Source organism: Candidatus Melainabacteria bacterium (assembly GCA_016193285.1).
Lineage (GTDB): Bacteria > Cyanobacteriota > Vampirovibrionia > 2-02-FULL-35-15 > 2-02-FULL-35-15 > JACPSL01.
In genome coordinates, this window is record JACPSL010000005.1 from 1 (window position 1) to 19,105 (window position 19,105).

The 19,105-nt window shown below is 33.0% G+C and carries 16 protein-coding genes and 1 tRNA gene; 5 read left to right on the forward strand and 12 right to left on the reverse strand.

Annotation, left to right across the window (positions count from 1 at the left end; translation table 11 throughout):
• Positions 1–32 precede the first annotated feature (32 nt).
• Complete coding sequence (locus HYY52_00805; GenBank protein ID MBI2995238.1) at positions 33–458, forward strand: hypothetical protein; 426 nt, start codon at positions 33–35, stop codon at positions 456–458.
• 25 nt (positions 459–483) lie between these two features.
• On the opposite strand, the gene HYY52_00810 is transcribed toward HYY52_00805, so the two are convergent.
• A complete protein-coding gene (locus HYY52_00810) occupies positions 484–1,743 on the reverse strand; it encodes a methionine adenosyltransferase (GenBank protein MBI2995239.1) in 1,260 nt (419 codons plus the stop codon).
• A gap of 120 nt (positions 1,744–1,863) precedes the next feature.
• Here HYY52_00810 and HYY52_00815 point away from each other — a divergent pair, with 120 nt between their 5' ends.
• On the forward strand, positions 1,864–2,274 hold the full coding sequence (locus HYY52_00815) for a PaaI family thioesterase (protein MBI2995240.1): 411 nt from the start codon (positions 1,864–1,866) through the stop codon (positions 2,272–2,274).
• Here the strand turns inward: HYY52_00815 and HYY52_00820 are convergent.
• Positions 2,258–2,980 carry a Crp/Fnr family transcriptional regulator gene (locus HYY52_00820; protein ID MBI2995241.1) on the reverse strand — a complete coding sequence of 241 codons (723 nt, stop codon included), beginning with the start codon at positions 2,978–2,980 and terminating at the stop codon, positions 2,258–2,260. The genes HYY52_00815 and HYY52_00820 overlap by 17 nt on opposite strands.
• On the reverse strand, positions 2,977–3,723 hold the full coding sequence (gene thyX / locus HYY52_00825; protein ID MBI2995242.1) for an FAD-dependent thymidylate synthase: 747 nt from the start codon (positions 3,721–3,723) through the stop codon (positions 2,977–2,979). The genes HYY52_00820 and thyX overlap by 4 nt, the downstream gene beginning before the upstream one ends.
• 81 nt (positions 3,724–3,804) lie before the next feature.
• Between thyX and HYY52_00830 the strand changes: the two genes are divergently transcribed.
• Positions 3,805–4,620 (forward strand): SDR family oxidoreductase, encoded by an 816-nt coding sequence (locus HYY52_00830; protein MBI2995243.1) that lies wholly within the window; start codon positions 3,805–3,807, stop codon positions 4,618–4,620.
• Between the two features lie 51 nt (positions 4,621–4,671).
• Here HYY52_00830 and HYY52_00835 read toward each other — a convergent pair whose 3' ends face one another.
• The 4 genes from HYY52_00835 to HYY52_00850 all read right to left on the reverse strand — a co-directional run bounded on the left by HYY52_00835 (position 4,672) and on the right by HYY52_00850 (position 11,390).
• Positions 4,672–7,368 carry a hypothetical protein gene (locus HYY52_00835; protein ID MBI2995244.1) on the reverse strand — a complete coding sequence of 899 codons (2,697 nt, stop codon included), beginning with the start codon at positions 7,366–7,368 and terminating at the stop codon, positions 4,672–4,674.
• Positions 7,369–7,401: 33 nt separating this feature from the next.
• Entirely contained in the window at positions 7,402–8,301 is a 900-nt protein-coding gene (locus HYY52_00840) for a hypothetical protein (GenBank protein MBI2995245.1), read from the reverse strand.
• Positions 8,267–9,976 (reverse strand): hypothetical protein, encoded by a 1,710-nt coding sequence (locus HYY52_00845; protein ID MBI2995246.1) that lies wholly within the window; start codon positions 9,974–9,976, stop codon positions 8,267–8,269. The genes HYY52_00840 and HYY52_00845 overlap by 35 nt, the downstream gene beginning before the upstream one ends.
• 100 nt (positions 9,977–10,076) lie before the next feature.
• Entirely contained in the window at positions 10,077–11,390 is a 1,314-nt protein-coding gene (locus tag HYY52_00850; GenBank protein ID MBI2995247.1) for a hypothetical protein, read from the reverse strand.
• A 109-nt stretch (positions 11,391–11,499) separates the two neighbouring features.
• Between HYY52_00850 and HYY52_00855 the strand changes: the two genes are divergently transcribed.
• Positions 11,500–11,571: transfer RNA gene (locus tag HYY52_00855), tRNA-Ala, on the forward strand.
• Positions 11,572–11,576: 5 nt separating this feature from the next.
• Here the strand turns inward: HYY52_00855 and HYY52_00860 are convergent.
• Both HYY52_00860 and HYY52_00865 read right to left on the reverse strand, forming a co-directional pair.
• Positions 11,577–12,599 (reverse strand): sigma-70 family RNA polymerase sigma factor, encoded by a 1,023-nt coding sequence (locus HYY52_00860; GenBank protein ID MBI2995248.1) that lies wholly within the window; start codon positions 12,597–12,599, stop codon positions 11,577–11,579.
• A gap of 166 nt (positions 12,600–12,765) precedes the next feature.
• On the reverse strand, positions 12,766–13,299 hold the full coding sequence (locus HYY52_00865; protein MBI2995249.1) for a GNAT family N-acetyltransferase: 534 nt from the start codon (positions 13,297–13,299) through the stop codon (positions 12,766–12,768).
• Between the two features lie 84 nt (positions 13,300–13,383).
• Here HYY52_00865 and HYY52_00870 point away from each other — a divergent pair, with 84 nt between their 5' ends.
• Entirely contained in the window at positions 13,384–13,803 is a 420-nt protein-coding gene (locus HYY52_00870; protein ID MBI2995250.1) for a hypothetical protein, read from the forward strand.
• On the opposite strand, the gene scpB is transcribed toward HYY52_00870, so the two are convergent.
• From scpB to smc, 3 genes are read right to left on the reverse strand one after another with little or no spacing between them, the layout of a single operon-like run.
• Entirely contained in the window at positions 13,767–14,405 is a 639-nt protein-coding gene (gene scpB / locus HYY52_00875) for an SMC-Scp complex subunit ScpB (protein MBI2995251.1), read from the reverse strand. The two genes, HYY52_00870 and scpB, sit on opposite strands and share 37 nt — an antisense overlap.
• Positions 14,402–15,262: a segregation/condensation protein A gene (locus HYY52_00880; GenBank protein ID MBI2995252.1), complete on the reverse strand. Its 861-nt coding sequence runs from the start codon at positions 15,260–15,262 to the stop codon at positions 14,402–14,404. The genes scpB and HYY52_00880 overlap by 4 nt, the downstream gene beginning before the upstream one ends.
• Positions 15,263–15,289: 27 nt before the next feature.
• Entirely contained in the window at positions 15,290–18,820 is a 3,531-nt protein-coding gene (gene smc, locus HYY52_00885; GenBank protein ID MBI2995253.1) for a chromosome segregation protein SMC, read from the reverse strand.
• Positions 18,821–19,105 lie beyond the last annotated feature (285 nt).

The following is a 19,105-nucleotide window of genomic DNA, read 5'->3' on the forward strand; positions in this document are numbered from 1 at the left end:
CACACAAAGTGATACATTAACCTGAAAACATGATGAGTATTCTTCAGCGTCTCCACAAAGAGGATAGCTTAACATGCCTTCGGCATGTCAACTATCCTCCTCGGGGGCAAGCCCCCGAGATCGCCGTTGGCGGTTTCGAAAAAAATATTCAACGTATTATAGAAACTTATAAGAATTCAAACGACCTTACTGTAAAATCTACTTCAGCTCCATATCTACAAAAACTATATGTATCTTTTAACCGCCTGTTTAATGAAAGACGTAAATCTGAAACTGCTGAAGGGTGGTTAACACAATATTTCCCTCCAACGAGATTAGCACATCAATCTGACAGTGGAAGTACTAACTTAAAATATTGCACTCACTGGAAAGGACAAATATCTAAAATTAAAAGTTGGTTTCAGCAAAAGTTAGAAAAACCAATAAGTGAGGTAATATCTGCAATTCCTAAAAATTAAACAACAACATTTTGTTATGTTAATCTTAAGCCACAGCCCAGGCTCCATTAGCTGCTTTTTGAAGTTCTTTAACTTTGTCCAGTTCTTCCCAAGGAAGTTTTAAATCTGATCTCCCAAAGTGTCCATAACTAGCAATGCTTCTATAAAAGACTCCATCATTTAGTTTTGGCAGATTTTGTAAGTTAAATTTCTTAATTATTGCAAGTGGCCTTAGGTCAAATATCTGATTAATGATACTTCCTAGTTCACTATCTTTTATTTTCCCTGTACCAAAAGTTGAAACACTTATTGAAATTGGTTTTGCAACACCAATTGCATAAGAAACCTGCACTTCACATTGCTTCGCAAGTCCTGCACTTACAACATTTTTTGCAATGTATCTTGCAGCATAAGATGCGGATCTGTCTACTTTTGTAGGATCTTTCCCTGAGAATGCTCCACCTCCATGACGTGCATAACCACCGTAAGTGTCAACAATTATTTTTCTTCCAGTAAGTCCTGCATCACCTTGTGGGCCACCTATTACAAAACGTCCTGAAGGATTTATAAGATATTTTGTTTCACTATCAATTAAGTGTCCAAGTTGTTCAACAACAGGTCTAATTACAAACTCTTTCATATCAGCTTCGATATATTTTTGAAGATCAAAATTATCTGTCTTTCCATTTATTTTTGCAGCATGTTGAGTTGAAATTACAAGAGTATCTATTCTTTTGGGGACTCCTTTTTCATCATATTCAATTGTTACTTGTGTCTTTCCATCAGGTCTTAAATAAGGTAAAACACCTTGCTTTCTAATTTGAGAAAGTTTTAATGCAAGCCTTTGAGCAAGACTAATTGGAAGAGGCATTAACTCTGGTGTTTCATCACAAGCAAAACCAAACATTAAACCTTGATCTCCTGCACCAAGTTTATCAATTTGGTCACTTGAATCCTCATCTCTGTGCTCTTTTGCAGTAGATACTCCTTGTGCAATATCAGGTGACTGGCCTTTTACACAAACCATAACCCCACATGTATGCGCATCAAAGCCACCAGCATCTGGTCCAGCATAACCAATTTCTTCAATTGTTTTTCTTGCAATTGACTCATAATCAAGTCTTGTTTTAGAGGTAATTTCACCACCAATAACTACAAGTCCTGTAGTAGCAAAAGTCTCGCATGCAACCCTGCTTTTAGGATCTCCCGTTAAAGCTGCATCAAGTACTGCATCTGAAATTTGATCACAAAGTTTGTCTGGATGTCCTTCAGTAACAGACTCTGATGTAAATAATTGTTTTGCCATTTTTTATCTCCTTTAATACTCCTACATATAATACCCGAAATCTTACTAAAATTAAACATTGCTAAAGTCATTTCTCCCTTGTAACCTTGTAACCTTGCAACCTTCTTGTAGAATTAACTTATGCCTGTTAGAACTTTTGATAAATATTTGGGATTAAAGCTAGTTAGTAGAAAAAAAGGTTATTACAAAGTTAAATTAGCTTTAAAACCAGAGCACCTAAATAATGGAGGAATTGCACATGGTGGAATGCTAGCTACTTTATTTGATGTTGTTCTTGCTGGTGCAATAAATACTGTAATGGACAAAAAAGAATTTTGTGTTACTGCAAATTTAAATATTGATTATGTAAATCCAGCTTTCCCTGGAGAACTTTATGCAAAAGCTAAAGTAACTAAAAGAGGTAATACCTTAGCATTTGTAGAAGGAGTAATTGAAACTGAAAACAGAGTACTAATTGCAAAAGCAAATGGCATTTGGGTAATTAAATCAAAACCAATTAAAGGAACTAAAAAAATTAAAAGGATGGAGTAACAGCACCAGTTTGTTTTTTAATCCATTCCTCTAGTTTTTCTTTACTAGGAATTAAAACTTGTTTTGATTCAGTTGGTATGATTAAACTTTCATCTCGCAACTCACTAAAAGCTCTATTTACAGTTTCACGTGCTGAGTCAGACATTTTTGCAATGTCAGTTTGGCTAAGTTTTGGTAAGAGCAAACCTTCCTTTGTCATTTTTCCATGTTCATTTGCAATTAATATAAGTGCTCTTGCAACCCTTGCACTTGCTGGTAGAGAAACACTGCTTAATCTGTGATTTATAAGTCTGAGTCTTCTACAAAATTCCCTACTTAAGGATAAGTGAACCTGAGGATAATTTTGCAGGATCTCTAAAAAATCTTTTTGAGAAAACATTAAAACTTCTACTTCTTCATTTCCGCTTACTACATCTGCTGATCTTGGTTCAGAATCAATAGCAGATATTTCTCCAAAAAAATCTCCTGGTTCTAGATATGCTAAAACTTTTTCACGCATTGAAGAATCAACTGCTTTTACTATAACTTTTCCTTGACTAATTACATAAAATGAATGCTCTTCATCTTCAGTCATAATGATAGAAGAACCTGATGGATATTTTTTTCTAGTACACATGAGTGCAATCTCTTCAAGTTCAGCAGGTCCTAAATCTTGAAATAAAGAAACCTGAGCTATTTTATTCATTACTGAGGAAGAAGTTGTCATTTTTTTATTTTTATAACCCCTTTTTTCTTTTTTTCAAAAGCTACTTTAAGCCAAGGCTCAGATTCAATTGCAAGTCTAACCATTTCACGACATACCATTTGAGTTTCACCTTGTGGCCTGCCAGTATCACCATGCACACGCACATGATTTAAATGTATCAGTGCAGCAAGTGAACAAGTACAAATCATTCTAGTCGATATTGCAGAAGGAAGTACATATCTAGCTAACTCTGCTGATTCTCTTTTACCCAATCCTCTTAATCTATACTCCTTATACAAAGACATATACTGATTGTGAGCATTTTCCATTAATTTTTTAAAAGCATTATTATCTACACCTTCAGGTGTTATATATCTAAAACCACTTTCATAAGGAACATACCTTTGAGATTCTTGATCAATAGTCACTCCAACTTGATGCCTTACAAGTTGATGACTAACAACACGTGAACAAACTATTACATAACTAAAGTTTACATGGCTGTATGTAGTTCTGTGTCCACGCTCAATCAAACCTAGGATAAGTCCAGTTCTTTTTTCATCTGGTGTTTCTTTCCATTCTTGTTCCAACTCTGGCATACTTTTAATTGAATAACAAATTCTAGCTGCTCGCCAGATTAAATATTTTAAATTTGGACTGTGCTCAATTAATTCAACTGTTGGCACAATTGGTTCAATGATTCTTTTAGCAATGTTGTTATTAATTTCTTTTTCTATTTCTTCTTTTGATTTTTTAGCGGGCATGTTTTTTATTTTCTGGTTGACAGATCATATTTTAAAATAAATTTAGATCTTGTGTGTTAAGGCATTGTATAATAAAAAATTATGTCGAATTTATTAAAAGATAAAGTTGCAGTAATAACAGGTGCAGGTCGTGGTATTGGACAAGCAACAGCAATTTTATTTGCAAAAGAAGGAGCAAATGTTTTTGTTACTGACATTGATAAAAAACCTCTTGAGGAAACAATTTCAATGATTAAATCAACAGGTGGCATTGTATCGGGTATACAAGGAGATGTAACCAAAAAAGAAGATTGCGAACGAATAATGAAAAATGTGTCTCTATCTTCCATTGATATTCTTGCTAACATTGCAGGAATTACTCGTGACAGAGTTGTTCAAAAAATGACTTTAGAAGATTGGAACTTTATTATAAATGTAAATTTAACAGGCACATTTAATTGTATTCAAGCGGCAGAACCTTATATGCGTAAGCCTGCAAAAGAAGAACAACAAAAATCAGGCCAAGCAAAAACAAGATCAATAATCAATGTTTCATCTACTTCTGGAACTGGTGGAAATGCAGGACAGGCCAATTATGCAGCAAGCAAGGCAGGAATAATTGGTCTAACAAAAACAATAGCAAAAGAGTGGGCAAGGTTTAATATTACGTGTAATGCAGTTGCACCAGGTTTTATTGAAACAAGACTTACTCAAGCAAAAAAAGAAGGAGAAGATTTTGGAATTCCTGAAGAACAAAAACTATTAATTAGTATGTTACACCAACAAACAGGACTTGCAAGAGAGTTAGGAAAAGTAGAAGATGTTGCAAAAGTAATTTTGTTTTTTGCTTCTGATTTATCAGCTTATGTTACTGGCCAGGTTCTTACAGTAGCAGGCGGAATGATAGGAACGATTTAAAAAAAAGCTTAGATCAAAAAATGAAAAACGCTTTCGGGAAAAAATAAAACTTTAAAATAAATCTATCAGTTCTTCCTCTGCAGTTTTTCCTCCTACACTTGAGGGGACTTGAATTGTTTTAATCTGAGTACTTTTATCTATCTCAATAAGTGCCTTGTCAGGTGGGAGTTCTGGAAGTTTTGTAATTTGAGAAACCTCAGTAGGTGCAGTCTCTTGAGAAGTTGTAACAGCTTCTCCTGAAACCGTAGTTGGTTCTGCAGCTGTTTGTACAACTCCTGCAAGATTAATTGGAGTACTTGAAATCATTACAGTTCCAGGCTTAGTAGTAAAAGGCACACTTAACAAAGTTTGTTTTATTGATCTTGGATCATAGTTTATTTTTCCTACAGCATTGCTTGTAATTTGGATTTGACGATTTGGTTCATTGTCTACAACAAGAGCACCATTTATATTTATGCTTCCTGCAATCATTGCATTTCCATGAATATAAACAATTCCATTAAAGTCAATTGGATTTTTACTATCACTGTTAAATTCCACATCCCCAACTGGTCTTCCTTGATTGTCTCCTCTTGTATCAATAATTAAAATTCCTTTGCCTGCAAGTACATTACCAGCATCATAGACTGGAGTCCCCTCAATGTAAGTTAGTCCCATGAATGATATAGGTAAATCATCTTCATCTTTTGGTATGTTTGTATCATCAGTATAAAAATCAGCAAGCTCAGCAAATTGATCTAGATTTGATTTGAAAATATTAGAAAATCTCCCGGCATTTGGAACACTTAAAACAAATCCTTGTGGTGATGTGTGTTTTTCATCTTCACTTTCTGAAACTTTTTCTTTTGAAATGACTGGCGGATTAAATTGAACAGCTATATCTCCTTCGTAATGAAAGTCCATTAAACCAGGTGAAAAAAGTTCTATTGTGTTTCTGTCAAGTTTATTAACTAAGGCATAGTCAAGATCAGTAACTCTGTCTCCTTCTTTGTATACAGCAACTAGTGAACCTACGTTAAATCCAAGCTCAATGGGAGATTTTAAAATATTTTGTGCCTCAGCTCCTCTTGCTTGAGAAGGCTGGACTTCAATAGGCACCTCTGGTTCTTCTGGTGGTCCTTCAACAGTAAGCAAGGTATTGGATAAGTAAGTAGGCTCAGTAAGTTTTGTCATAGCTGTAGTCAAACCAGCAATTTGAAATCCACCACCATCAAATGAAACTCCACCGTTTGTAATAACTGCTCCTTGGACATTTGGTATTTCTCTATGAATAACTTCGCTTACTGTTTTTGTAATTTTTCCTATCATTGTAGAAGTTTCTAGAAGCCATGTGGTTTCTAAATCGACATTTGCAAAAGGGCTTAGTTTTTTGCTTTCAGAAATTTCCTCTTCTTTACCTTCCATATCTGTGTCATCCCCTAAGTCATCTTTATCTTTTTGTTCTTGTACAGCTTGTTGTGTTCCCTCTTTTTCATCAATTAAAGGTAAAAGATTTTCTACAACTCTAATATTTAAAAGTGTCAGTGCTGATGAAAAGATTGCAGTGTTTAGTGAATATTCTTCTTGTTTTTCACTAGGAGGAAGAACATTAAATAACCAAGCATTTGACAACCCTCCTTCAGTTGCAATTGCAATTGAATGTACACCCACTTCTGCTTTTTTATCAATATCTAAACTAACAGTAATTTCTTTATCATTTTGATCTTTTACTTTTGGAATTATTCCTACTGCATCTGGTATAGCAACAGGCTCGTTCTTTTTTAAATAGAGATCACTTCCATAAATCATAATAATTAAGTGTCTTGTACCAGCTTTAGTTTCTACAAGCTGATTACCATCGCTTAACTTAACCTCAGTAACTGTTGGTCTGGTACTACTATCGTAAGTTGGTGTAATATAAAACTCTGCCTGAGTACTGTTTAAATAAAAACGAGTAAGACCAGGCATTACATCCATCCCTACAAAATAATATATAGTTGGACCTGATTTAATATCTTCAACATAAATATCTTTGTTAGTAAATCTAGCCTCTGCATTGTATGGAATGTTTTGTCCATTTACAACAAAGGCACCTTTGTTATTTGCTTCACTGTAATTAGGTGATAAGGACTTAATTATTGGAATTGGTAGTTTTGCCTTTGTTAATTGCTTTTCATCAGGTACAATTTCACTTAACATCAAATCAATTTTTTCATCTTTAAATACTAAAATTTTTGTACCTTTATTTAAAACTGTTCCTCTTGGAATTTCTATACTCCCAATCATTTCAACATTTGCTTCAGGCCTTAAGCCAAGAGGCTGAGTTTCGGGTGTTTGTACTTCTGTACTTTGTTCACTAATTTCTTCTTCTGGTGGTTCTCTAAATGTAATAAATCTTGAGATTTTTAATATTTCATCTGCATAGTATTCATCAAATTCTTCAGTCTCTTCATTAAACTCATCTTCTGCAAGTGCTTCTTCCTCTTCTTCATCTAGCTCCTCTTCATCTAATCCTTCTTCTTCCTTAGCACTCTTAAGTTTTTCTTCCTGACTTGGTGAAGGTTGGATCTTTGACTTTGTATTTAGTCTTGCTTTTATTCTTTCATTAATCCCTTCAGATATTGCAATGGCTTGAATGCTTTGTAAGCTTGATTGCATTTGATTAAGATTTACTGAGACAAATAAATATGACACACTTACAAGTGCTGAAAATATAAAAGTTAAGATTAATGCAAATGGTAAAGTTAAGCCATATTGACTTCTGCCCATAAATTTCTTATAGCACAAAACGTTGTTTTGTGTTTACTTCTTTGCAAGCTGATTAGTCCATTGAGTCCCATCTTCAAATATTACTCTTGCAATTCTTACTGTGTATAACTCTCCTTCTCTCTTAGAATCAAGTTCGTTGTATTCAACAGTTCTTGTTTCATAAGGAATCATTGGTTTTGAAACCTTGACCTCTTTTGCTATTGTTAATGATTCAGTAAAAGGTATTTTTCTTTCCCAGACTATTAGAATTGAGTTTATTATTTTAGGAGTTTGGTTCTGAATTTTTAGCTCATATTTAAATTCAACATTTCTAATTTTAAGGAATTGGCTTTTAGCATTTAAAACTTTTGCTTCACTAATGTAAACAGGATCATTTTTACCTGTTGTTACTTCCACAAATCTTTTTAACCTTTTAGTTTTGATTATTTGTGCGTTGCGCTCTCCTGTTGTCTTTCTAGCATATACATAGTTTTCTTTTTCAATTTTTAATAGTTTCTTACTTAGTTCTTTCTCTTTAGCTTTATCTTGTTTAAGTTTTTCCCTAGCTTCTTTTTTTTCCTGTAACCTTTTTTCTCTGGCTGCTTTTCTTTCTTGAAACCTTTTTTCTCTAGCTGCTTTTCTTTCCTGCAACTCTCTCTCTCTAGCTTCTTTCCTCTCCTTGATTTGCCTTTCTCTAAGTTCTGTTCTTTCTTTCCTTTGTCTTTCCTCAAGTGATTTTGTTCTATCTTCCTGAGATCTAATTATCTGTGGAGGAAGCATTGGTTGCGATGGTCTAAGAGGAGCTTCTTCTTGAGGTAGTGGTTGTACTTCCTGTGAGAATGATGTAAGTATAAACACTAAGCTAAGAAAGCAAATTCCAATTAAGAAAGTAAAAAAATTATTTTTCCCTAGCATGTTTTTATCCACTTGGCAGTGATGTACTTTCTTGTTCATTATCTTTTGCTGTAACATTTTCTTCGGGTATATTTCTTATTGTTGGAGTAATTAAGACAATAAGTTCACTTTGACTTTTTTGTCTGTTCCTGTTATTTATATAATCTCCAATATATGGCAACTTGGTTAAAAATGGTAATCCTAACCTGTCAACAGAATTGTTGTCTATAATTAAGCCACCAATTGCAACAGTCTCTCCATCACGTACTTGGACATCTGCATTAATTCTTCTTCGTGTAGTAGTAGCAGGTACAGTAACACCATTTTGAGTAGTAGTTCCAGAGTTATCTGATACTTCAATTTGTATTTTAGCTGTAATTAAACCTCCTGCACCAACAATTGGTGTTATGCTTAGTGCAGTTCCTGCAGTAATTCTTTGTAATTGTTGTGTAGCAACAACACCAATTTGTTGTCCTTGTCCAGTTGCTGCACCTAAGACTAAGTTTGTATCTTGATCAATATTTATCATTGCTGTTCTTCCTGATAACGAAACAAGTTTTGGATAAGCTCTAACTTGAGCAAGCCCTGCTCTTTCAAGATAACTGATTTGCCTGTTAAATACTCTCCAATTATCCAAAGAGAAATCAAAGACAGTTACTGACGGAACCCTTTGTTGAGTACCCATTGAATTGGTAAGGAAGTGACTAAAGTTTCCAAGTGCTATGCCAGTATCTTTAAATATCTTTAAATCTTCTGAAGCTCTTCTTTGTACTTCAATTAATTTAAGCTCTAATTCTACTTGAGGTAATGGTTTATCTATTCTTAAAAGAAATTCTTCAATCCTTTTTAAATCATTTGGTGATCCATCTGCAATAATTGAGTTTTGATCATTGCTTATTCTTACGTTTGTTCTTACTTCAACAGGAAGGAGTGCTTGAACATCCATTGCTTCAAGATTCATAAGAGGAAACATTTTACTTTCTTGTCCTACTGTAAAGTTTTTATTCAACCTGTTGTAAATTAAATATGTTTCACCTCTGTCTCCAACAGCAGTGTAGTCAAAAGAAGTACCACTTAAAACAAGCCTTAAAGCTTCTTCAATATTTACATCTCTTACACGAAGACTTACACGCTCTGTAGGTGTAGCAGATAAAACAATATCAATTCCATATTTATTTGCTAGATCTTTTAAAAGTGTTGCCAGATCCTGATTGTCATATGAAATATCTGCTCTTCGTTCTAAGATTGGAAGATCTTTATCAACTGCTGTAGCACCTAATCCAAAAATCATAATTGGATTAGCTGAGCCAGTTTTCATGATGGTATAGCTGTTTCCAGTCGTTGAGTAATTTACCATTGCAGCATCAATAAGACTAAAGAAGGCTTCTTCAAAGGCTTGTTCTTGAATCTCAATAACAGCAATTGTCTCATCATCCCTAATATCACTACCTACTGAAATACTCTTCCCACTAATTCTTGCCAGTGTTGCAAATGCATCCTTTACAGAAACATTTCTTGCAGAGAATGTAATTAGCTCATCTTCACTTGGCTTTTTTGAAGTGGTTCGTGATTTTGTTCTTTGTTTTGGATTTAATATATCTTTTGCAAGCTCAGTTTCTACTGTTGGTTCAATTTTATTTTTTAGTTCTTGCGATCTGGTGGTTAGTTGACTACAATAAAAGCTAAGTACAAATATAATTCCAAAAATAAAAGAATATTTTATTATCTTTTTCATAAATTATCTTTATGCAAACAATTTGATAGACAACCCAATTACACTAAGGTTCCTTATACATTATTGAATTGATTTTTTATCTTGAACGATTATCTTGATACTAGGATGATTTACGTTTGTGTTCACCTTTAATTTTTTCTATTATATCTTTAACTTGTTCATCTGAAAGTCCACTTGATGTTCCACTGCCTTCTTCTTGATTGGCTTCTTTAAAATCACCTTTTACTACTGAAAAGTTTGATGTCAACCATGGTGTTGGTGGTATTGGTTTAGGTGCATCTTCTTCAACATCTTTTTCAGTATAAGGATTGTATCTGTTTATTATAGGATCAGGATTTTTTTCTAATTTTTCCATTTCAGTTTGAATTGTTTTGTTGTGCTGGACAGTTGATGTATGTTTTAATATTTGTTTTTCTTCTTTGATATTTGCACTTGCTGGAATTACAGTTGCAGATTCAACTATTGAAGCACTAGTACCAGCAATGCTTGCAGGTTTTCTAGGATCTATTACTTTTGTTGGTTGAGGAGTACGGACTAATTGCTCTTTTGGCATTGCTCCAATTATTCTTGCATCTGGTGGAGGCTGTAATTCTTTTACTTTTGTTACAACACTTACAATAGGTTGCTTCCTGGCTTCTTCCCTTAGCCTTCTTGCTTCCTGGGCTGCTTGTCTTGCAGCTTCCCTTGCTTGTATAAGTGCTAACTTAGCAGCTTCTTTTGCATTTTTTAATCTTTCCTTTTCTTGTTGCTTTTCAAGCCTTACTCTTTGCTTTTCAGATCTGATTCTTTCTTTTTCAGCACGTTTTTCAGATCTAATTCTTTCTTTTTCTTGACGTACTAACTGACGTAGTCTTTCTTTTTCTTTCTTAAGTCTTTCTCGTTCTTTCTTAAGAAGTTTCCTTTCAATGAGCTTAACTTTTCTTAGCCTTTGCTTTAGCTTTTCTCTGGCTTTTCTTTCTCTTTCTTTTTGTTTTCTTTTTAAGAACTTTAACTTCAAAGCTTTCTTTATTCTTAACTTTCTCAGCTTTTCTATTTTTGCTCTAAGTTTTTTTCTTTTCTTTTCTCGTTCTGCTCTGAGTTTAATTAGTTTTTTTAATTGTTGTAGTTTTTTAGTTTTAGTCCTCTTATTTTTTATCTTCTGTTTTTTAAGTTTTGATTTTAAAAATTTTAGTTTCTTTACAGATTTCTTGCCTCGCTTGCGTAGTTTTACTTTTCGTACTTTAACAAACAAAGACTTTGTTTTTTTAGTTTTAACTTTAGATTTTTTAGAATTTTTGCCAGCTCCAAAATCTATTGTTAAACCACTGTATAATTTTTTCCTCTCAAGCTCACAGTCACGACAAGAACCTGGTCTATAGTCGACTATGTTATTTGCCTTTAATATAACTCCACAAACCTTGCAGTAATCCACCATGTATTTACTTAACTTTTTGTTCTCCATTAATAGTATAAAGTAAGAATGCTCATCTGGCCAAGTAATTAGAACAAAGATATCTACTATTGATCCTTTGATTCTCTGGAATGGGCCCGTCGCTTAATGGTAAAGCACTTCGTTCGCAACGAAGAGAGTAGGAGTTCGATTCTCCTTGGGTCCAATCCTTTAATTTTCTTTAATGAGTTTTAATAAATCTTTTCGGACATCGATGTTGTTTCGTAGCTTATAAATGCCCCTTGCTTCTATTTGTCTAACCCTTTCAACACTAATACCTAAAATGTTTGCTATTTCATCTAAGCTTCTTTCTTTATTTGTAATCCTCTCTTCGTTTATCCTGTATCTTAGCTTTATAACCTCTTTTTCTCTGCTGGTTAAAAGTTCTTCAATTGCTTTGTCAACTACACCTGATAGTAGTTTTTGATCAGATATCTCTTCAGGTAACCGAGTAGAATCTTCTTTTTCAATTAAATCAGCAAGTGTTGACTCTTGTTCGTTACCAACTCTAATATCTAATGATACTGGCTGAGCTTCAGATTTCAATACGCTTTCAATTCTTTTTCTTGGAATTCCAGTAACAGATGATAATTCTTCAAGACTTGGTTCTCTGTCTAGTGTGGCAGGCAATGTTTCTTTTACTTTTTTTAACTTAGCAAGTATGCTTTGTACTGAGCTAGGAAGTCTTATCATTCTGCTTTTTTCAGTAATTGCTCTTGTAATTGATTGCCTAATCCACCACGTTGCATATGTTGAAAATTTGTATCCTAAGCTGTAATCAAATTTTTCAGCAGCTCTAATTAAACCAAGATTACCTTCTTGAATCAGATCTAAAAGATCTAAGCCCTTTGTAGTGTACTTCCTGGCTATGCTTACAACGAGCCTTAAGTTAGCTCTGATTAATTTTTCTTTAGCAGCATCACTTACTCTTTTTTCTTTTCCCCTCTCATTTTTACCTTTAGAGTAGGCTTTTGCTAAATTAAATTCTTCTTCTAGTTTTAAAAGAGGCGTTTTAGAAATTTCTTTTAAATAAGCTGCAAATGCAGTGTAAGCTTTTTGGTTTATATTTGGATCTTTAGTATTAACTTGATTTAAGACATCATTAAGAAACTCTTTTCCAGAGCCATCTCCAACAAGCTCGCTTTCTAGTCTTTCTTGCCCTTGTATATCTGGTATTTCTTCTTCTTCAGTCATTTTAAGTACCTAGACACCAAATAAATACCCATAAACTCAGGTTAAATATACGGGGCCCGCCCTATGAAAGCTTAGTTGTTTATAGATATTTTTTATCTATCTTAGATAAGGCTTTGATAGTACGTTTTAGAGATTAGGTGATAAGTTGTAGGACAAATGTGATAGGTTAACTACTATTTAAACTTAAGAACATAATGCAAGCATCTTGAAAGCTGCCATCATCTTTTCTTACAGCATTAGGTATTGTACCTATGATTTTAAATCCAAGCTTTTTCCAAAGCGTCAGTGCAGCAATGTTTTCTCTAAATACTAAATTAAAAATTATTGCCTTATACCCCAATTCTCTTGCTATGTCAATAGAACATTTCCCAAGGTGAAAACCAATCTTTTGTCCTCTGTATTCTTTCTTTACTATGTAACCACAATTTGCAATATGTGAACACCTTCCAGAGAAATTAGGCTTTATGTAAAACCCGCCAATTATTTCGTTTGTTTCTTTATCCTTACAGATAAGAGCTTTGGAATTCTTAGGGAAAAAATAATTTAAAAATTCTTCAAAGCTAAAAGGAATAGCTTGTGGATAAGAGTTGCCTTCTTTAATAATTTCTAAGAACAGCTCATATAATTCTTTCTTCTCACCTTCATTACAAAAGTCAAAGATAATATTTTTGTTTTGTTTTGATAACAATGAACTTATCATAGATTAATTTTTGTTCTTAAGCAGGTTGTTTGCTATTGTTTTGTGGTTTATCATTGTACAATAAATTCCAAGACTGGAGAAAAAATGAAAAGTGCTGATATTGAAAATCAAATTCCTTGCCTGGTAGAATATGGAATTGTTTATTCAAAAAGAGACATGATTAGAGTTTTAAGAGGTTTAGATCAAGTTGAATACACAGATTTAATTGATAATGTAGTAGTTGCAAATGGTGAAGGATATGTTGCAGAAGTTTATGCTAATTCTTATGACTCAACAATTGTTTTTAACCACCGCTTGCATGTAAATGTAAATAGTTTTGACTTTTTAAAAATCAAATCAAAACCTGATCAAGTAGAACTTATTTCAGGAGACAGAATTATAAAACTTATACCACTTACAAATATTTTAAAAGTAAACCAGGCAGCAATTGAAGAAGAAATAGACGAACAAAGGGCTGCACTTGCAGGTCAGATGGCTTGTGATAATGAAGTTGATTTAGAGTAATTTTCTTTTTCCTTAGCTCTTTTTGCTGCTTCTTCTTGTAATTTTTCTTTAATTTTATCTGCTTCTTGAGTAAGCCTGAAATACTGTTGAAACTTTTTTGTGGTTCTTAAAATGTAAGTGAGTCCTTGAGGTTTTTTAAAAACCAACTCTTGTTCAACAAGTTCATTTATATGTTCATAAGCTCCTGAACCTCTCATATCTATAATTTCTGACTGTAAGACTGGTTCTTTTAAAGCAATTGCAGAAAGAGTTCTCATGGGACCTGGATTTAACTCAAGTGGCATCATCTCGGTTACTATGTTTAAATATTGAGTTTTTACTTGAATAATGTAACCATCATCTGTACTAATTTCTAGTCCTCCATTTCTATCTTCATATTCTTGTATAAGTTGTACAAGTGCTGATTGCACCTCGTCATAAGATGCATTTAACAACTTTGCAATTGCACCTGTTTTTAGTGATGTATCAGTTACAAACAAGATAGCTTCTATTTGTGATTTTAAATCTAATTTTAAGGCGTTGGAAATGTGGGCAGACACCAGGTCTGCCCCTACAGGGTCTGTCCCTACGGTTGTTAATTGCTCATTGCTTGTATCTTTCACTTTGTTATAACCTCAATCACTTTATCTTTAACTTTTTCAATGATGCTTTTTTTCTTTTTAGGTTTTTTCTTCTCTGCTTCTTTAACATCCTCTAAAATTACTCCGCCTTTATATATAAAAACTTCACCATACATTTCTTTTTGCTCAAGAACTACTTTTTGCGAGTGAGCTAGGAATAATAGAGCTAAAAATGGTTTTACTTTATTGTTTAATATTTCAGTTAAAAAACTTAATGTTATGGGTTTTTCATCTGTTAAATGTTCTTGAACAACAGCTTCAACCTTTTCAACAAAATCTTCAACATCATCATCTTGAACAATTTCTAAAATATCTTCTCCCCCATCAAGCGGAGCAATTGTAAATGCTCTCTCAGCTCTAAGCCTTGCTCGAAGAGTTCTTTTCTCTTCTTCTTCTTCAGCTTGCTTGAGAGCAAAAATCAAATCACTAAGTGAAATCTTACGTTTTCTTTGTTGCTTACAAAGTGAACTCCTACTTAAATAACTTTCCAGTCTTGAGATATCCAAATGGAATCCATCTTGACCATGAAGTAAAAGTTCATCTTCTGGGAAAAAGTTTTCTGTTGCTTGGCTTGACATTAGTGTTTCATTTGAGATATTTAAAAGTATGTCTGACTTTAACCGTAAGAGCACACTTGCAAAGAAGATTGCACGTCCAGCATTAAGAAGATTTTCTCTTGGAGTTTTATCTAGAGCTTGTAAGTATTTATTTGTAACTTCAATAATGTCAATATCCCATGGATCAATTTCACCTTTCTCAGCAAGTCCAACAAGTAGCTCTAATCCACCACCTAGGTTTTTAAAGTCAGTTATTTGTTTATTTTGTTCTACTTGTTCCATATTCTCAATTCTCAATTCTCAATTTCCTTATGCTGTCATCAACTCCGGCTCTTCTTTTTTCCTTTGAATATGTTGTACTCCAAGTATTTGACTAAAGCCATCAGTTCTTAGTGTTACCCCAATTGCTTGTGTAGCATTATCAAGCATATGTTTTCTTAAACTGACTACTACAAACTGTGCATTTTGAGATTGCTTTTTTACCATTTGAGCAAGACGTTCAGCATTTAAACTATCTAAAAACATGTCTACTTCATCAAATGCATAAAACGGTGCAGGGGAATATCTTTGTAGTGCAAACATAAAGCTTAGTGCAGTTAGTGATTTTTCTCCACCTGACATTGCTTCAAGACGTTGCATTTTTTTATCTCTTGGCTGAGCTTTAATAATTAACCCTCCAATAAATGGATCTTCAGGATTTTCTAAAAGAAGTTCTCCATGTCCATAAGACAATTCATGGAAAATTTCTTTAAAGTAATTATTTACTCCTTCAAAGGTTTGGAAGAATGTAATCCTTTTTTGTTCATTATAAGAACTAATTTTTTCTGTTATTGCTTCTTTTTCAGTGCTTAAAGCACTTAGTTTTTCTTTTATTTCAACTTGACGATCTGTAACATTGTCATATTCTTCTATAGCTCTCATGTTTACTGGTTCAAGTGCTCGCATTCTTGTTTCTATGCTTTCAATTTGTTTTGTAATTTTTTCAAGATCAATATTTTCTGGGAGGGTGTATTCTTCATGTTGAGTTTGTTCTTGAAGTTTAGTTTTTAAGTCATTAAGGTCTGGTTCTGATTCTCTAAGTTTTAGCTCAATCCCAGTTACTCTTTCAGCAAGTTGATCTATTAATTGTTGCAGTTCACCTTTGTGCTCACCTTTATTAATTAATCCATTAGAGAGTTCATTTCGTTTTATTGTAATCTCACTTAGTCTTTTAACTTCAGATTCAGACTTACTTTCTAGTTTACTAACTTTTTCTTCCAAAGATTTTAATTTAGCTTCATGTTCAGGCAATTCACTTGTTATTCTTTCAATTTCTTTAAGAGAGTTAGTTATTTTTTCTTGGTATTGTTCTTTAGCTTTTAAGTTAAACTCGGCTTCAACTGTAAAACTTTTATAATCTGTTATTAATTCTTGAAGTTTTAATTCATTTTCTTTAATCTTTCCTTCGATTTCCTGGCTGTTTGTTACAAGCTCTTCTAAACTTGAATCTTTAACTCCTGCTGCAATCTTTTGTAATTCTACTTCAAGATTTATAATTTCTTGCTCTTTTTCCTTTACCTTTGAGCTTATCTTTTCCAATTCAGCTGTTTGGTTTTCAATGGTCTCACTAATTTCAGTAACTTTTTCCTTGCTTTCTTCAGAAGTCTTAGTAAGTTTTTTAATTGCTTCAAGCAGTGAGGAATTATTAGCTTCTTCTTTTGCTATTTCAGTTTTTAATGTATCAAATTCTTCTTTTGACTCCTCAATTTGCTTGCTTAGTTCTTCTAAGTCACTCTCAAGTTGAGTTATATACTCTTGTAGAGATTTTATCTCTCTTTGAATTCTTTCTTGTTCTTGTTCACCTGATTGTCCAAAACTTATACTTGACTTTATGTGTGAGCCACCTGTTATTGCACCACTTTTTTCAAGTAAATCCCCAGCTAATGTAACCATTCTGTTTTTGCCAATATTGTTTCTAGCATTATCAAGATTGTCCATTATTAGAGTTTCACTAAGTGCATAATAAAAAGCATTTCTATATTTATTTTCAAACTTAATTAAATCAATTGCAAAACCAATATTTCCTTTTTGGCCTGCTTCAAGTAAAGTAGGTGCTGGCTTTAATTTATTTAAAGGTAAAAATGTTGCTCTGCCAGCATTTGTACTTCTTAAAAGCTCAATGCACTGTGCTGCAATTTCATCATTGTCAACTACTATTGCTTTTAATCTATTTCCTGTTGCAACTTCAATGGCAATTCTATACTTCTCTTCTACAAATGCAAGCTGAGCCAGAGTGCCATGTATACCTTTTATTCCTGAGCTTAAAACTGTCTCAATGGCTTGCCCTAATCCACTTGTTTCTTTTATAACTTGTTTATGAACCTCTAATTTGTCTAATTCTCTTTCAAGCTTTGCTAACTTTTTAGTTCTTTCATTTAACTCTTCTCTTGTCTCTATTTCTTCTGCTTTTAGTTTTGATATGTGTCTTTGGAGTGCAATATGCTTTTGCTCGTATTGATTTAGTTTTGAGTTTTTAAACCCACTGCTTTGTGTTAATTCTTTTAACTCAGCTAAAGACTTCTCAGCTTGTTGTTTAGTTGTGATTAAATCATCTTTTAAATGAAATGTTTGTTCTTCTAGTCTTGTTTCACAAGTTCTAAGTTCTTCTTTATCTGCCTTATAATTATTAATTTTCTTTTGAACTTCAAGGATTTTCTTAGTAGAAATATTTTCACTTTGGCCTTTGGATTTTAAGCCTTCTTGAAGTTTTAAGTAGTCTTGATTTAACTTATAAATCTCATCTTCAATTTTTTCTTGTTCTTTTTTGTTCCTTTCTTTTTTCTTTTCCAAATCACTTACTTTTTTGTCTAAGACTTTTATTTCACTCTCTAAATTTTCAATGCTGTCTTTATGATCACTTATCTTCTTATTCAAAAAGTCCATCGCTGACTGGGTTCTACTAATCTCAACTTTTACAGTTTCTAGTTCACTACTAAGTTGTTTCTGGTTTTGTTCTGTAATTTTTTGAATTTCACTTTCAATTTCACTAATAGTATATTTGTCTTTTTCAATTTCATCGTTTAACTGTCCAAGTTTAATTATGGAATCTGTTCTTTTTTGTCTAAGGTCTATGTTTTCTTGTTTTAAGCTGTTATATTCTGTTTCAAGTTTATTGATTCTTGCTGCTAAACAATGTTTTTCAAGTTCTCTTAATGCAGTTTTTAGTTTTGCATACTTAAGTGCTTCATTTCTTTCAGATTCTAGTTGCTTTAAACGTTCATCAAGTTCAAGCATTATAATATTTTCTTTTTCAACAGCTTCTTGAACTTTTTGTAATTCTATTTGTGCAAGTTCTATCTTCCTATCAAAATCTGCTACTCCTGCAAGTTCATCAATAATTTTTCTTCTCTCAACAAGAGACATAGTTATAAGTGATGTAACATCGCCTTGCATAACTACGTTATAGCCATGCGGGCTTACATTGAATTTTAAAAGCTTGTCATGTACATCAGTCAGGGTGCATGTTTTCCCATCTATATAGTAAGTACTTGTGTAACCATTGTCTTTTACTTTTATTCTTCTTGATACTTCTATTTCTGTTTCTTTATCGTCAGTAAATCTAATTGTTACCTCGGCTTCTTTTTTCCCTGCAATATTATTTATAAGATCTGGTAGTCTTTCAGCTCTCATTGTTCTTGAAGTTGAAAGTCCAAGTGCAAACAAAATACTATCAATTATGTTTGACTTTCCAGAACCATTTGGTCCTGAAATAGTTGTAAACCCAGGCAGCAAGTAGACCACTGTCTTTTTGCCAAAGGATTTAAAATTATCAATTTCAATTTCTTTTAGACGCAGCATCATCCATCAGTTTCTTTTTCTTAAGACTATAATTTTTAACATATTATCCTCTTAAAGGCCAGAAATTTTAGAATACATTAATACACAACATGTAAATATGAGAAATTAATCAAACACTAGATGTGTAGTATATATAGTCAGCTCATATTCTAACGAGATGTGAATAATTCACAAAGGGCCACTTTTTAATAAAAAAGCCTGTCAAAAGCTTTGAAAGAGAGCTAGACAGGCATATGATTTTAATCAACAAAAAAGACCTTTTACAGATCTTTCATAAGATAGAAGAGC

What these genes read in the sequence shown, in the direction of transcription:
- HYY52_00860 (MBI2995248.1), bottom strand. Translation starts at nt 12,599, where the DNA reads ATGACTGAAGAAGAAGAAATACCAGATATACAAGGGCAAGAAAGACTA.
- HYY52_00805 (MBI2995238.1), top strand. Translation starts at nt 33, where the DNA reads ATGAGTATTCTTCAGCGTCTCCACAAAGAGGATAGCTTAACATGCCTT.
- HYY52_00850 (MBI2995247.1), bottom strand. Translation starts at nt 11,390, where the DNA reads ATGGTGGATTACTGCAAGGTTTGTGGAGTTATATTAAAGGCAAATAAC.
- HYY52_00845 (MBI2995246.1), bottom strand. Translation starts at nt 9,976, where the DNA reads ATGAAAAAGATAATAAAATATTCTTTTATTTTTGGAATTATATTTGTA.
- HYY52_00840 (MBI2995245.1), bottom strand. Translation starts at nt 8,301, where the DNA reads ATGAACAAGAAAGTACATCACTGCCAAGTGGATAAAAACATGCTAGGG.
- HYY52_00815 (MBI2995240.1), top strand. Translation starts at nt 1,864, where the DNA reads ATGCCTGTTAGAACTTTTGATAAATATTTGGGATTAAAGCTAGTTAGT.
- smc (MBI2995253.1), bottom strand. Translation starts at nt 18,820, where the DNA reads ATGATGCTGCGTCTAAAAGAAATTGAAATTGATAATTTTAAATCCTTT.
- HYY52_00880 (MBI2995252.1), bottom strand. Translation starts at nt 15,262, where the DNA reads ATGGAACAAGTAGAACAAAATAAACAAATAACTGACTTTAAAAACCTA.
- thyX (MBI2995242.1), bottom strand. Translation starts at nt 3,723, where the DNA reads ATGCCCGCTAAAAAATCAAAAGAAGAAATAGAAAAAGAAATTAATAAC.
- HYY52_00810 (MBI2995239.1), bottom strand. Translation starts at nt 1,743, where the DNA reads ATGGCAAAACAATTATTTACATCAGAGTCTGTTACTGAAGGACATCCA.
- HYY52_00835 (MBI2995244.1), bottom strand. Translation starts at nt 7,368, where the DNA reads ATGGGCAGAAGTCAATATGGCTTAACTTTACCATTTGCATTAATCTTA.
- HYY52_00865 (MBI2995249.1), bottom strand. Translation starts at nt 13,299, where the DNA reads ATGATAAGTTCATTGTTATCAAAACAAAACAAAAATATTATCTTTGAC.
- HYY52_00870 (MBI2995250.1), top strand. Translation starts at nt 13,384, where the DNA reads ATGAAAAGTGCTGATATTGAAAATCAAATTCCTTGCCTGGTAGAATAT.
- HYY52_00830 (MBI2995243.1), top strand. Translation starts at nt 3,805, where the DNA reads ATGTCGAATTTATTAAAAGATAAAGTTGCAGTAATAACAGGTGCAGGT.
- HYY52_00820 (MBI2995241.1), bottom strand. Translation starts at nt 2,980, where the DNA reads ATGACAACTTCTTCCTCAGTAATGAATAAAATAGCTCAGGTTTCTTTA.